General features: G+C 45.3%; 10 protein-coding genes. 4 read left to right on the top strand and 6 right to left on the bottom strand.

The features are described from left to right. Positions 1–6: 6 nt before the first annotated feature. The gene (gene thpR, locus K0I62_RS15910; protein WP_220069039.1) at positions 7–564 is read right to left on the bottom strand and encodes an RNA 2',3'-cyclic phosphodiesterase; all 558 of its coding nucleotides are present in this window, start codon (positions 562–564) and stop codon (positions 7–9) included. 544 nt (positions 565–1,108) lie between these two features. Here thpR and K0I62_RS15905 point away from each other — a divergent pair. The 3 genes from K0I62_RS15905 to mrcB all read left to right on the top strand — a co-directional run bounded on the left by K0I62_RS15905 (position 1,109) and on the right by mrcB (position 8,326). After that, positions 1,109–3,307 carry a putative bifunctional diguanylate cyclase/phosphodiesterase gene (locus K0I62_RS15905; RefSeq protein WP_220069038.1) on the top strand — a complete coding sequence of 733 codons (2,199 nt, stop codon included), beginning with the start codon at positions 1,109–1,111 and terminating at the stop codon, positions 3,305–3,307. A 149-nt stretch (positions 3,308–3,456) separates the two neighbouring features. Next, positions 3,457–5,952: an ATP-dependent helicase HrpB gene (hrpB, locus tag K0I62_RS15900; protein ID WP_220069037.1), complete on the top strand. Its 2,496-nt coding sequence runs from the start codon at positions 3,457–3,459 to the stop codon at positions 5,950–5,952. A gap of 31 nt (positions 5,953–5,983) precedes the next feature. Continuing rightward, positions 5,984–8,326 carry a penicillin-binding protein 1B gene (gene mrcB, locus K0I62_RS15895; protein WP_220069036.1) on the top strand — a complete coding sequence of 781 codons (2,343 nt, stop codon included), beginning with the start codon at positions 5,984–5,986 and terminating at the stop codon, positions 8,324–8,326. A gap of 59 nt (positions 8,327–8,385) precedes the next feature. Here mrcB and K0I62_RS15890 read toward each other — a convergent pair whose 3' ends face one another. The 5 genes from K0I62_RS15890 to K0I62_RS15870 form a co-directional block, all read right to left on the bottom strand. Beyond that, positions 8,386–8,988: a GNAT family N-acetyltransferase gene (locus tag K0I62_RS15890; RefSeq protein WP_220069035.1), complete on the bottom strand. Its 603-nt coding sequence runs from the start codon at positions 8,986–8,988 to the stop codon at positions 8,386–8,388. Positions 8,989–9,072: 84 nt separating this feature from the next. After that, positions 9,073–10,206: a flavohemoglobin expression-modulating QEGLA motif protein gene (locus tag K0I62_RS15885; protein WP_220069034.1), complete on the bottom strand. Its 1,134-nt coding sequence runs from the start codon at positions 10,204–10,206 to the stop codon at positions 9,073–9,075. 269 nt (positions 10,207–10,475) lie between these two features. Continuing rightward, positions 10,476–11,282 (bottom strand): PepSY-associated TM helix domain-containing protein, encoded by an 807-nt coding sequence (locus K0I62_RS15880; protein ID WP_220069033.1) that lies wholly within the window; start codon positions 11,280–11,282, stop codon positions 10,476–10,478. A 154-nt stretch (positions 11,283–11,436) separates the two neighbouring features. Then, on the bottom strand, positions 11,437–11,922 hold the full coding sequence (locus K0I62_RS15875; protein ID WP_434086854.1) for an FMN-binding protein: 486 nt from the start codon (positions 11,920–11,922) through the stop codon (positions 11,437–11,439). 126 nt (positions 11,923–12,048) lie between these two features. After that, on the bottom strand, positions 12,049–13,224 hold the full coding sequence (locus K0I62_RS15870; protein ID WP_220069031.1) for a porin: 1,176 nt from the start codon (positions 13,222–13,224) through the stop codon (positions 12,049–12,051). A gap of 573 nt (positions 13,225–13,797) precedes the next feature. On the opposite strand from K0I62_RS15870, the gene K0I62_RS15865 reads away from it, so the two are divergent. Next, entirely contained in the window at positions 13,798–14,508 is a 711-nt protein-coding gene (locus K0I62_RS15865) for a DUF3581 domain-containing protein (protein ID WP_220069030.1), read from the top strand. Positions 14,509–14,908: the final 400 nt, after the last annotated feature.

Below are 14,908 nucleotides of genomic sequence, written 5' to 3'. Positions count from 1 at the left end.
ATGCGCCTATTTGGGCGCATTTTTTTTGACATCATGAGTAGATGGTATGAGTGGCCATGAATGAATAATAGGATAACTGACGCCATCTTCGCCGCTAACAGAGTGATACAGATGCAACTCATGGGCCGTTATCGTTAGCGGGGGGATTTGCCGTGGAGAATACTTCCTCGCTTTACGAAACAGAGTGATATGAGGCGTAAATGGGTGTTCGCTTTGATGTAAATTCAATGCATGACTTAACTGCAGACAGGTTTGATGCAGTTCGATAAGGGCGAAATCCTTTGCGGTCCCTGACTGACAAATTACCTTAGGTTTCTGCCACCACTCGATGGTTTCTAAATCGACACTAAAGCGTTTAAGTTTGTTTTGAGCATTAAGTTGGTTCAGGGTCTTTATCAACTGTGTTTGTTGTAGCTCATCAACTTGACCAAGAAAATAGAGAGTGACATGAAAATTATCTTTGGGAATAGCCCGTCCATCAGTGCTTATCAGTGATTGGGTGCGGGCTAGGAGCTGGGCTTGATCTTGTGTCGGGCTGACGCCGAGAAATAGTCGTTTAATCATTAGGACCTATTGATCTTTTAAGGTTGTTTTTACGCCGAATTGTTGGGTATTTATACTAAGCAGAAGCTTTTTAGTGTAGTTACTGAGAACGCAGTGGCAATGACCAACAAACGCTGCCTGAAGGGCTTGGCTCTTTGTTAAGTGAATGTTGCTTCGATCTCTTATCCCTAGGTTCTCTCACTAGTATTTTAGCTTTTCATCAATTCGTTAGCTTGAATAATACTTGAGCATGATCCCTTTTTATTGTTAAGTTAACTTCTTGAGTTTATTTTAGTTCTACCTATTTCTGCTGCCATAGCCAAGCTTGGAGTGCAGTTTATTTTGAGTGAAACAAATGAGTTAGAGCTAAAACGCTACGCCAAACAGCGGCAGACTGTAGATGATTAATTATTGAAAATAGCTGCTGGTTTAAGTATTTGTTTTTTACTTTAAGTTATATGGTGCTGTGATTGGTTTATACATTGGTATCTTAGACGCTAATCATATGATTTTGTCTATAATTAGTGCAGATCACACATGAATCATCATAAGGAAGCTTTGTTACATGTCAAATCGTCAGCAAAATCATTCGACACTATTGCAACAGGTGACAGCTTATCTTTGTGACTATGATTTAGATGACGAAGTTGATGTTTTATTGCAAGGTCTGGCCCAGAGAACAGGCTGTAATGGTTTGTTTTTATTGCGTGTTACATCCAAACGTCGTGGAGTCAAGGTTAAAGCCATGTATCGAAGTGATGATTCTGTTTTTAGCCAGCGTGATGCCGAATTATTATTAAGACGGGTTTCCAATAACAACAATCTTCAAAGCTATGCCTCACTGAAACATCCCGTAATTATTGAAGATATTTCAATGGCTATCGATGATTTAGATAGTCAGCAGCAACTTGTTCAAGCTGGTGTTCGCAGCGTATTATTACTCCCAGCGTGTGGTGAAAAACACTATATCTTTGGTGCTTATCGTTATGATTGTGATGGCCTCTGGGATAAGGATTTAGTCGAAGCGCTGACATTGGCGGGCAATGTGTTGGGGTATTCTCAAGAGGTGTATCGTCTTGAGCAAGTGGTCAATAGTAATGAGTTAGTTTGCATTGAACACTTGTATCGCATGCCCATGTCTTGTGTACATATCAGCGCAGATAATCGGGTGGTACGATTTAATGCCCGCGCGACACAAGAGCTGGGTGTTGAGACCCTGCAAGATATTCACAGCTTAATTCATCCCCTAGAACTTCCCCTGTTTCGGGACACTATGGCACTCGTGCGTGAGCAAGTGTTAGAGCAAGCCAGTTGTGATGTATTGATGCGCCACGATAGCGCGACTAAGGCTAAGGTAACGTTTCTTTCGCTATCAGGTGAAAATGGCTTGTTGCTGATGTTTGTTGAAGCGGCTCAAAATGAGAAGTTAACCGAGCCATCAACAAACATTTCATTTAATTTTGATGGATTAACAGGGCTGGCAAATCGAGCCTATTTTGAATCTTTGTATTCTTATATTGCCCCTTGTACAGGCCCACGAAAAACCTTTATAGGGTTTATGAACCTCGATAGTTTTCAAATCGTTAATAATGTCAGTGGTCATCAGGCTGGAGATCAATTGCTGCGTGAGGTCGCCGAGAGATTAAAGCAATTAGTGCGCCGAAATGATGTGGTAGCAAGACTCAGTGGTGATGAATTTGGCATTTTAATGCCCACCGTTGATCAAGCTATTGCCGAGCAAGTCGCGCAGCGGATTTGTCATGCCCTCAATAAACATGAGTTTGTTTGGGGCGGAAGAAAACATAGCGTTAGCATCAGTATGGGATTGGCCGAATGTGATTGTCATGCTGATTCGATATCGGATTTATTGCGACGCGCCAGCGCAGCCTGTCGTGTCGTTAAAGAAGGTGGAGGCAATGGCTGGTATCTATATGCTAGCGATGATCCTGAAGTCGAGCGTCTCAATGCCGACATGAATACCTCTGTTGATGTTATCGGTGCGTTGGCCAATGACCGGTTTGAGCTCTATTTTCAACCTATTGAGACGCTATTGGAGGATGGCGGAGGCTTGCACTTGGAGATCTTACTGCGAATGCAGTTAGAAAATGGAGAATACCTGCTCCCTGGGATATTTTTACCCGCCGCAGAGCGTTTCAATTTAGTGTCTAAAATCGATCGTTGGGTCGTTGAACACTTGCTGCGTTGGGGGAGTGAGAATATAGCGATATGGCGTCAGCTTTCGTTAGTCTCTATTAATTTGTCGGCGCTCTCTATCGGTGATCGAGATTTTATTAATTGGCTTGAAATGAGGTTGTTATCTGAGCCTGAGTTAGTAAATAAAATCTGCTTTGAGATCACCGAAACGGCCGCTGTTAGCCAATTAGATTTAGCCACTGAGTTGATCAATATGGTGAAGTCTATGGGATGCACATTAGCGCTCGATGATTTTGGCTCTGGTTTTTCAAGCTTCGCTTATCTGAAACTGCTCGATATTGACTATGTGAAAATCGATGGCCAATTTATACAAAACTTATGCAGTGATAAAGCTGATCAGGCTATTGTGTCTGCTATCTGTCAGCTTGGGCGAGATATGGATTTTAAGATAGTGGCAGAATATGTTGAATCCATCGAGATAGGTCAGCATTTAGCCCAACTTGGGGTTGAATATGGCCAAGGTTTTGGCATCGCTCGGCCCATGCCCTTAAACAGTTTGTTATCGGGTCAAAACCTAGAGTGGTATAAGCTACTCTCAGAGAACGCTTAGCCTTGAGTGCGTGTTATACCAATTGAGATGACGAGTCGCCGTTAGCATGAGTTGGATTGATACTGATTGCTATTAGCTTGAACCAGCATTTTGTTTTGCCTTCATACCTTGTACACTTGTGGCAGTTTTTAGCGTATTGAAAGCCACTTTTGAACCAACTACCCATTCATGATCTGCTACCCGCCTTACGAGAGGCGCTAGCTCACTCACAACAGCTGATTTTACAAGCACCAACAGGGGCTGGTAAATCCACCGCCTTACCTTTAGCCATGCTTAATTGGTCTGAGATTAAGGGCAAAATACTGATGCTAGAGCCTCGTCGTATGGCGGCGCGTAATGTCGCCCAGTTTATTGCTAAGCAGTGCGGCGAGACCATAGGGCAAAGCGTTGGCTTTAGGGTGCGTGGCGAATCAAAGGTGAGTGCCGCGACGCGGCTAGAGGTAGTGACCGAAGGGGTGTTAACCCGAATGATCCAGCAAGACCCTGAGTTGACGGGTTATGCTGTGATTATCTTTGATGAGATCCATGAGCGTCATCTGACGACCGATCTTGGGCTTGCCTTGGCGTTAGAGGTGCAAAGCTCCTTTCGTGAAGACCTCTCGATTTTGGCGATGTCGGCAACCCTGTCGGGCTTGCCTTTACAAGCGATCATGCCTACAGCCGTTAATCTGCAAAGTGAAGGTCGAAGTTTTCCGGTTAGCATCGAATATAGCGCTCCTCGTTCATCCCAAGATTGGCTTGACCATATGGCGCAGGTGATTGTTGAGGCTCTTAATCATCAGGGGGAAGGCTCTTTGCTGGCATTTCTACCAGGCCAAGGAGAGATAAATCGTCTGATGCAGCGCTTATCTGCGCGTCTCGATCCTAAACTTTATTTGCTTGCGCCCTTATATGGCAGCTTATCACCCAAGCTACAAGATAGTGCCATCGCCCCAGCGCCCGAGGGAATGCGTAAAGTCGTGCTCTCCACCAATGTTGCCGAGTCCAGTTTGACCATCGAGGGGATAACCTTGGTAGTTGATTGTGGCTATAAACGGCAAGCAAGTTTTAATCCTAAAACGGCGGTGAGTCGACTGTCACTTAAACGTATTAGCCAGTCTTCTGCGGCCCAGCGGGCTGGGCGAGCGGGACGTCTATCGCCAGGGCACTGTATTCGTCTGTGGGGACAAGAGGAGCAAGGTCGTCTATTACAAGCCGATGAGCCTGAGATCCTTCATGGTGATTTAACGTCTATGGTGTTGGATGTGGCTTATTGGGGCGAGAGTGCCCTTGAGCAATTACCCCTGCTCAGTCCGCCCGCGAGTGCGAATGAGGCGGTGGCATGGGCTTTATTAGCGCAGCTTGAGATTGTTGATGATAAGCGCCGAATAACGCCTCATGGCAAGCAAGCTTATCAGCTAGGCTGTCATCCGAGGTTAGCGCATATGCTATTAACGGCTAAGCAATGGCAACAAACGGAACCAGAAAGTCAGATTCTGGGCCTTGCTTGTCTGTTAGCTGGGATCATCGAATCTCGTAGCCGCGCACGTCGTGGTGCCGACATTACGGATTATTTAGCCGATGCTCGGCACGGTGAAACGGCGCAGTTGGCGCAAGGTTATCTGACGCGTATGCAGAGTAGAGCGAGTTTAGATAAAGCCATAAGTTTGGCTCATCCTGATGATATTGCGGTACTGCTTGCTTTGGCGTTTCCCGATAGGATAGCGAAAGCGCGCGGCAGCCGCGGTTATCTCCTTTCTGGCGGCGCGGGCGCGTCATTGGCTGAAGATGATCGACTCAACGGCGAGCCGTGGTTAGTGGTGGTTGAGTTTCAAGAGACTCAAGGGCAGAGTAGCGGCCGAATATATCTGGCTGCAGCGGTTAATCCCGAGCGTTTTAAAGACAGATTAAGTCACTGTGTATCGCAAGAGGTGGTTTGTGGTTGGGATGATGATAAAGCGCGTTTTTATGCCCAGCAGCAGCGCCGTATTGGTGCGATTGTATTAGAGCGACGTCCCATCGAACAGTTAGACGATGAGTTAATCAAGCAGGCGATTTATGATTTAGTTCGCTGTAAAGGCATCTCCGTATTGGGTTTTGATGATAAAGTAGCCCAGCTTAGACAAAGAGTCACATTAGCTCGTAATTATCAATTATCAGGTGATTGGCCAGCGATGGATGATGCTAGCTTATTACTCAGCTTAGAGACCTGGTTAGGCCCCTATTTGGACAATGTTAGGCGTTTAACTCAGCTTAAGGCGCTCGATTTTTATAGCCTGTTGCACAACCTTTTACCTTGGCCGCAGCAACAAGTGTTGGCGGAGCAGTTGCCCACTCATTGGCCGATGAAAACTGGGACTCGAGCCCAGATCCGCTATGAAGAATCGGGGCGTGCTCTGTTAAGTGTTCGCCTACAAGAGGCGTTAGGCATGGCCCAGAGTCCAACCTTGGCGCAAGGTCAGCTGGTGGTGACTATGGAGCTGTTGTCTCCTGCGCAGCGTCCGTTAGCCCTGACGGCAGATTTAGCCAACTTCTGGGTTGGTCCCTATGTAGAAGTGAAAAAAGAGATGAAAGGGCGTTATCCGAAACACTTATGGCCAGATGACCCAGCAAACACATTGCCGACCAAATATACCAAGAAAAAGACGTTAAATAACGGCCAGTAAAGCGTCGTTATCTATTTTTAATGGAAATGAAATGACAAGCAAAGAGACACCTAAAAAGCGTGCAGCCAAGAAGCCGACCAATAAGTCTGCTAAGACCAAGTCTAAAAAAGCACAGCCAGTATCTAAAGGCTGGGGACGCAAGTTATGGTCGATTACGTGGAAGCTAGCGCTTATTGTTATCGCAGGCTTAACGATTTATAGCATCTATCTGGATCAGATCATTGCCCGTAAATTTGAAGGACAGAAATGGCACCTTCCGGCTCAGGTCTTTAGTCGCTCGATGGCGCTTTATCCTGGGGCTGCAGTGAGCCATGAACAATTGATTGCCGAGCTAAAACTGCTGGGCTATCGCAAGGTGGCGAATCCGCGTCAAGTTGGTGAGTTTTCAGCGTCAAAAACTAAGGTTGATCTGTGGCGTCGCCCGTTTCAACATCCACAGGGCTCTCAGGTCGAGCAGCGAGTGATGATCACCTTCGATAGCCAAGGGGTGGCGTCGGTTGCGCGTCAAAGTGATCGTCGTCAAATGGCGGTGTTTCACTTAGAGCCAGTATTACTCGACAGAATGATCACGGGCGACGGTGAAGATCGTCTATTTGTACAGACAGATAAAATTCCCCCAGCGATTGTCAATGCATTGATTTTAGTGGAAGACCGCAGCTTCTATGAGCATCATGGGGTAAATCCCTTTGCCATTTTACGTGCCGCATTGGTTAATATTAGTGCAGGACGAACCGTGCAAGGTGGCTCGACACTGACGCAACAATTGGCGAAAAACTTCTTCCTCTCCAGTGAGCGTTCCATCGTGCGTAAAGTGCGCGAAGCCTTAATGGCGATCATTATTGATTTTCGTTATGACAAGGATGAAATCTTAGAAGCCTACCTAAATGAAGTGTATATGGGGCAAGATAAATCCCGCGCGGTTCATGGCATGGGCTTAGCCTCGCAATTCTATTTTGGCCGGCCCATTGCGGAGCTGACTTTGCCGCAACAGGCGTTCTTAGTGGCGGCAATTAAGGGACCCTCATATTACAACCCTTGGCGTTATCCTGAGCGAGCTCAAGAGCGCCGAGATCTAGTGCTGCGATTATTAATGGAAGCCGAGCAATTGTCGGTAGCCCAGTATAAAGCGGCGGTAGAATCTCCGCTGGGTTTACGCAAATTCGATCGACCAGTGCATCAAAAACTGCCCGCTTTCTTTGCGGTAGTAAGAGGTGAGCTATCTAGACGCTTTGGTGATGCTTTGTTGCAACAGTCTGGGGTTAAGGTATACACCACGCTCGATCCTATGGCGCAAGAGGCAGCGGAAAAGGCGGTTGAGTCGACCATGAAACATTTAGCTGGACGTGATAAAAACTTACAAGTTGGCATGGTGGTGACCGACAAATATTCGGCGGGTATCGCCGCGATGGTAGGCGATAAGGTGCCAAGTTATCAAGGCTTTAACCGTGCGGTAGAGATTAGGCGTCCTATCGGTTCCTTAATTAAGCCGTTTGTCTATGCCACAGCCCTTAGTCAAGGCGATAAATACAACTTAGCCACGCCACTTAAGGATGAGCCTATCACCCTTAAAAATGAGCAAGGTAAGACCTGGTCTCCACAAAACGTCAACAAGCAGTTTTCTGGACAGGTGCCGTTATTGACCGCGTTTAAGAAGTCGATGAACGTGCCTACGGTGAACTTAGGTATGGCGATTGGCACCGGAGCGGTAGCAACCACCTTAGACAAGGCGGGCTGGGCCGATAAGATCCCTGAATATCCATCTATGCTACTTGGCGCAGTCAATGGCTCGCCATTGATGGTTGCTCAGGTATACCAAACCTTAGCCGATAATGGTCGTTATCGTCAGCTTAGTGCGGTAACCCATGTTTTGGATGCGAATAACAATCCTTTGGAGAGTGCAAATACTGGTGCGAGTCAAGCGATTGGGGTTGCCAGCGATTTCTTAGTGCAGCATGCGATGACCGAAGTGGTTCGTTCTGGCACCGCGGCCAGACTTGGTAAGGCGTTTCCTGGAGTCACACTAGCGGGTAAAACTGGCACCAGTAACGATTCTCGTGACTCATGGTTTGCAGGTTTCGATGAGCGAAACGTTGCCGCGATTTGGGTCGGCCTCGATGATAACGGTAAGACCAGTCTTTACGGGAGTAGCGGTGCTATGGCGGTCTATCAGGCCTTTTTAAATAATCGTTCACCCATCAGTTTGCGACGTACGCCTGTTGATGGTGTGGTACAAGGTTATTTCGACAAAGCAGGTATTGCACAAGAACCCGATTGCGCAAATGTTGTGGCATTGCCAGCGTTGCGTGAAAGTTACCAGCCAATCAAAAATTGCGGCAAACCGCTTTCATGGTGGCAAAAGTTAACGGGTAGCTAGTGTGCTCGGTTTTAATGGGCTTCAATAGAGAAGGGGGCTCGCCCCCTTCTTTTTAAACCTTATGCCTGCTGTTGCCATAATGTTTGAGCGAAGCGGTCGGCGCTGATATGGATATAGTACTGCGCCATATCAACCTCTTTCTTATGGGTAGGTGAAAGGCGATTTTTATCCTCGTTAATCACAAAGCCAAGCGAGAGTAGACTCTTTACCGAAGGTTGGTTTTCGCGGTTGACATAACAGTAGACTTCTTCAAGTTTTAGTATCTCAAAGGCTACTGTGAGTAGTTGTTTTTTAATATATTTGTTGATTCCCTTCCCTTGACTGGTACCCATTAACCAGGTGCCTATTTCAGCTCGCTTATGGTTAAAGTCAATGCTTTTAAGGCGAGTAAACCCTATTACTTCTTGGGTGTTTTTATCTCTTACCGTAAACAGGAAACTGCTTGGATCTTTAAGCAGCGATTCAAAATAACGATTGAAAACAGCTTGCTCGCTTTTAGGGAAACGAGCGAAGCGCCAAATGGTCGGATCGGTTCCGATCTGTTTTAGCGTCGCAATATCAGCGTCGATTAATGGCGAAATATACGCCTGACATTCACTGTGCCTAAATGACTGGCAGAGCATGTTTGCGGGTTGCCTGTATTGCTCAAGCACCTTCATCATAAAACCCCTTCTCCATTTACGCATCGGTGTAGTCTGATGCGTAATGTTTTGAATTAAGCCTGTTGATTCAATTAAATGATGTTATCAACGGATTGCATGAGTAATGAATCTACTCACAGCGCCATTGGACGCTGGATTGCGGTATGCAGGTGTGATGAACTCTGGCTCGAGTAATATCCCTTTACTTATCAAACGAGAAATTAAAGGTAGGTAGGCCAATGATGTTTTCCCGGCTAGCAGGTGGTTAAAGTGCTTCTCTTGCTCATAAGCGCTTAAAATCATGCTGAATCCTTTGAGATAAAGATGATCTTTGGTGTAACCGCCGCCACGGTATACGCGCGCGGTAATGGTGTAGGCTAAGTTATCGTCTACGCCATAGTTTTCTTTGAGCAGTAAAAATGTGGTTCGAAAGTTTTTATCTTCTATCATCGAGTTGACCGCCATGACCCTTAAGGCAAGGGTCTTGAGGCGTTTTACACTCAGGTTACCAGATAGGTATTCACTTAAGATGGCCAGCCCTTCTTGGGTCATGGTATTGAGTGGGCAACCTAACGATAAAATTTGCAGTGGCTGAGCCTTAGCGTTGAGAGAGGTGACTAAGTGGACGCCTAATTCATGGTGAGCAAGGGCTTGGGCATCGATTGTCGATAAAATAGCGTGGCTGTTGATGCGCACCTTAGTGCCAGAAACTAAGGCATTGGCGACCATGGTTTCATCCATTTGTAACTGCCAGTTATAGTTTTCCTCTATTGCCATTTTGGCCAAGATTTCGCTGATGGCCTGAGCATCGAGTAGCGCTCCGGTTTGCTCGTCTGGATTGTCTGGTAGATGCAAAATAAACTGAGCGTTACGGATATCTTTTTCGCTGGGTTCGCCATAATAGCGCAGCGAGTCATACAGAAATTCACTGCTACCAATCGATTTAAACTGGTCAATCTTATCAACATAGGAATCAATTACATCGAGATATAACGTATAGATATCAGGATCTTCAATCTCCTCTAACGGCAAGTTAAATAAGCTGCGTTTGAGGGTGAATGGATCGATAGAGGTATCGGCATAGATAAATCTTGGCTCGATTGAAAAATGATTTTCGAAAAATGCGTTTCTTTGTTGCAGATAGTTGAGCGGTTTAACCGCCTCAAGAATATCAATATCTTTGACTAGCTGATGCAACTGAGTGTCGATAGACGACAGGATAGGAGCCACATTAGACATAGGTTGTAAAATCTCAGCAAGGGTTGGTATCGATGTCGAAAATCGACATAGTCTAGAAACATTCTGCAGGCGTTTGTGGGTCCTATCGCACCGAAGAACTTATCTTCGCTAAAGCTAACTCAGGTTTTGGGTTTTAGCCAGAAAATCGTGATGCATAAATCAAAATTATTAGCGGTATCTCAAGGGCCAAAACGGCAAACATATCATGCAGCTTGAGGGGGATAGATCTAATACTCACTGTTTGAACCAGAGTTAGAGCAAGTGGGCGATCAAGCGTTAGATTTGCGCTTTTTAGGTTTGGTTTGCTGCCATAAATATAGGCCTGAAATGGCCATCATGATTAAGGATAAGGCGACAATATCCATTAACCAAGGCCCTGATAAGCCGATAATTCGACCACTATGAAGGTCCAGTAACACTCGCTCCCAAGTGAGATGACTCGATCGGGCTTGTTGAGTGATCTTGTCTATGATGGCTGGGTTAGCCTTGTGTTTTATTGGGGTTTGCCACTTGGGTTTTATATTGGGCACAGCGGTGCGCCATTCGATCAGCTCGCTATCGGCAAGGTAAATGCCATTTTCGCTGTTAAGCCAAAGTTCACTGCCATTGTCATTAACCTGTACGGTTAGCGACATAAGAGCAGAGGGTAAGCCTGTTGAGCTATCTTGCTTCTCCAGCAGTTCACCCTGCTGGGATATTAAGTAGAGGTTGTTGTTATCGATTGCCACTATGAGTCCCTGATACTCGACAGCGCTAAGGATAGTATTTGCCGCTTCTAAAAGCTGAGTGTCGTCTTGCCAAAGTAAGTTATCGGTGCTGGCGAGCAGTGGGGAAAGTGAGAAAACACTGGTTTTTTCGGGGGCTTTGATCGCGTAATGATCGAGTAACCATTTTTGCTGTACGCGCATACTGTCGAGTGCTAGGTAGTGGCTATGGTTAATTAACATACCTGTTAACGAGACCAAAATAACAAAAAAAGCACTAATAATGCCTACTCGTCGATGCCAAGGCCTAAACCGTTTCGCCAGCTTTTGAGGCAGTGATTTACGATGAGGATGGCGAGGTTTATTAGTCATTAATGGTTATCTTTCTATCTGCGCTAGATAGGCAAACTTGCCTAGAGGGAACAATGTTATTTGGTTAGCGATCATATTACACAATCGATAACAATAACATTGGGTTTTACTCAATATTTTAATGAATGAATCAGTCAATATTAATGTTGCGCAGTTAACCATGGAGCTTACTATCGAGGTATAAGGCGATGCGGGATAACTTGGTTAATGCTCTAACCGATAGCGTCGCACCTGTGATGCCGTCAATATGTCGATCTAGCTGTCGATCTGACGTTAGCCTAGCCATCTTAAACTGGTCAGTAAAAAAGTCGTGGCGTACTTCATCACCGCGGCTTTCACGGTAAACAAGTACCTTAGTTTTCACTATGGCTTGCTGTTTAATATGGATACCAACAGTAATGGGTGATTCTTTACCTATCTCTTCCATGATCCATACAGTCTCATCGGCTTGCTGCCAATAACGTAGTCGCATCTTATTGAATCTATGCGCTAAGATCTCCTCAATTACTTGCTTATCTTCATCTTCTAGCCAATACACTTTTGCTTTAGGCATCGCAGCGTTAAAGGCTTGGCTGATGAATTCGTCAGATGTTTGGTACACGCTAGCCGCCTTAACGTGAGCAAATGACGCCAATAGCATGGAGATTAATAATGCAGTAATAAGTGATCTGAGTGCGTGCATATCTTAAGCCTAAATCAGTTTGTTGTTGCAGCGTTCAAACCAGGTTGAACGCTGCAATGATGGTTTTTTACCTAGGTTATGGGCTTAAAACTGATAGCCAACCCCTAGATTGAAGCCATCAGCGTCCTTCGCGCCGCCGACTTTTTCATAGTCTGCTTTGAAAACCACGTTCTCATGTAACCAGTAGTTTACACCCACATTGGTTTGGGTGATTTCGGTATCATCACCATTACCAGCATTGTTGTCCCATGCGTTGTAACGAGCGAATATGCCGACACTCTCATTAAAACGGTATGAAGGTTCAATGTAATAACCGCTCTGCTCATCGCGTCCAAGGGCTTTGGCTTCTTGTCCATCGATATCCCATTGTGCATAAAGTGCTTTAATGGTGAAGTTTTCAATGCTGTAAATTGCGTGAGCAGTTATTAGCGTTGCAGAGGCGGTATCGACATCGCCAGCACCTTGAGTCAGATCAGATTGATATTGAGCGGTAGCCGCTAGCTCTAGACCGGGTACAGCAGTGTATTTTACGCGTGCGGTGTAAGCTAAGTCATCAGCTTTGGCTTTCGATACCTTTTGACGGCCGCCACGAATTTTGTAGTCATCGCCCACATTAAGACCCGAAGTGACTGCTGCGTCGAACGCTAAGCCTGGAGCGGCTTTGATGTTTAGGTTAAGACCGGCTTCCCACCAAGTGGCTGGTAAAATATCTTTCTCAACCGGGTTACGTTCGACACCGTAGAATGCTGGTGGCTCATGAGTTTCGTTGATGATACCTACAGGCATGAGAAACAGACCCGCTTTACCGGTTAATGCATCGCTAAAATCATGTTCGATATAGGCTTGTTCTAGCTCTACTTCACCATTTTGACCGTCACCAGAGATTGAGTGTTCAACTTCTAGCTCAGAGAAGAAACGGGTATTAGCCGTGAACTCATGGCCAAAGAACAGCACGAAGCGATGGAAGTCGAACTCTTTCTTGTCTTTGCCTGACTTATTGTCAGTGATGTTGTTGTAGTGAAGTTCACCATAGCCGCCAATGGTGGTCGCGCTTTTAGCTGAGCTTGATTCTTCAACCACATCCGCGGTTTTTTCTACGCGTTTTTCTGTTTCTTCTAGACGCTTCTCTAGGTCTTGAAGCACTTTTTGTTGTTGCTCAATAATTTTACGTAACTCTTTAGTTTCTTCAGAAGCATAAGCACCTTGGCTTGCAAAAGTGCTAAGTAAAGCCGCGGCAATCAGTGTTTTTTTCATCATCATTTTTCCCAGTTGTTATGTCAGGGTTATTAAATTAGGGGCAAGTTTACTTAATACGTATGTAAACGCAAACTATTATCATTAAGTTCTTTGATTGAAATCAAGAGTGATGTAAAAATTATGTAAACAGCTGTAAGCAGTGTTGTATGAGGGTTTTGTGATTAACTGTTTTTAAAACAGTGTTTTAGCTTGCTTGCTGTGTGGGGGAGTCGATATTAGTCTTAGGTTTGATATTTTTTTGTTAAAATCATTGTCATCGCTCCCGCATTAATGCTGCTAAAACCATCAGCTTGATAACGATACAGATCCATTACTGCGCCCACACGATCTCCTTAGTCAGCAACAAATGCGTGCAGTTTTCCATAGCCATGTTGGGCTGCAGCCAGATCAATTTGTCATGTTAATGCTTCCTTAAGGAGCTGGCATGAGATGAGGTTAATTGCACCGCTGGCAGTGCGTGGACCATATTTACACTTGTTAAATTTTATATTTCAAGTCATCGGAGAAGTATTTGTCACAATTTGCTATACACTATGCCCCTTGATTGATAACAACACTCTGCATTATTGAGCCAATATGTTTCTAAGTCCTTATTTTAAAAAAGAACTACAACTTGTTTCTGTCTCGGCCCAGCAAGCGAGCGAGTTTGCTAAAGGCGTCGCACAAGATTTTAACCCTATCCATAATGTTGCGGCCAAGCGCTTCTGCGTCCCCGGTGATCTGCTATTTGCCTTAGTATTGGGTCAATATGGCTTGAGTCAGACGATGAGCTTTAGCTTCGAAGGTATGGTTGGTGATGGCGTTAAACTGGTTTTCCCAGATAGCGTAGGCGATAGCTTTACGATTTTTGATGATAAACAGAAGCAATATTTAAGTGTCGAGCGCAGTGGTACTAACACCCAGTGTGAAGTTCAGATCGAATCATTTATCCGTAGTTACGTGGCTTTCTCTGGGCTCAACTTTACTCATGTATTAGTGCCTATGATGCGTAAACATGGGGTGATGATAAACCCTGCTAGGCCGCTGGTGATCTATGAGAGTATGTCGTTCGATTTGGTTTCTTTCGATTTTAATCACATCGAACTTTCTTTAGTGGAACAACACTTAGAAATCGATGGTAAGCGCGGTGATGTGACGCTCAAATTTGAGCTGCACTGTGGTGATAAACTTGTCGGAACAGGCCGTAAAACCTTAGTGTTAAGTGGCCTGCGCACACTCGAAGAAGGTGGCCTAAATGAGATGGTTGAGCGCTATGAATCACTCCGAGTCGACTATCAAGGGGTGTAACCCCCTTGGTTCCAAAGTGCATTTTTAGCTGACAGCATTTTGTTGAGTTCGTTTCAATTCACTCTTGGTAGCATTAACCTTCATGGTTTTGAATTGTCTGCGGCAGGTGAAGCGCATGGATGCGAAAATGTCGTGATCACAGGATGTGAAAGAGCGACCTATCTGTGCAGCTAATTCGATGACACGCTACGAGCACTTCCATGTAGCTCTACCTCGGCATCCATACCTCGGAAGGTCACAAATGTGTTTACACCCATATCTAGCGTCTCTTCGATTTAACGTTATTGCATAGCCTAGCTTTAAAAACACTCTTCGACACAAATGAGTCACCTAATTACCTCCATCCCCTTTATCTGTTTTTAGCAATCCCCTAGTCGCAAACGATAATCAGCTGCTTCAC

Origin of the sequence: Shewanella psychrotolerans (assembly GCF_019457595.1) — a bacterium.
Taxonomy (GTDB): Bacteria; Pseudomonadota; Gammaproteobacteria; order Enterobacterales; family Shewanellaceae; genus Shewanella; species Shewanella psychrotolerans.
The sequence above is the reverse complement of the archived record's forward strand: the minus strand, read 5'-3'. Positions and strand labels throughout refer to the sequence as shown.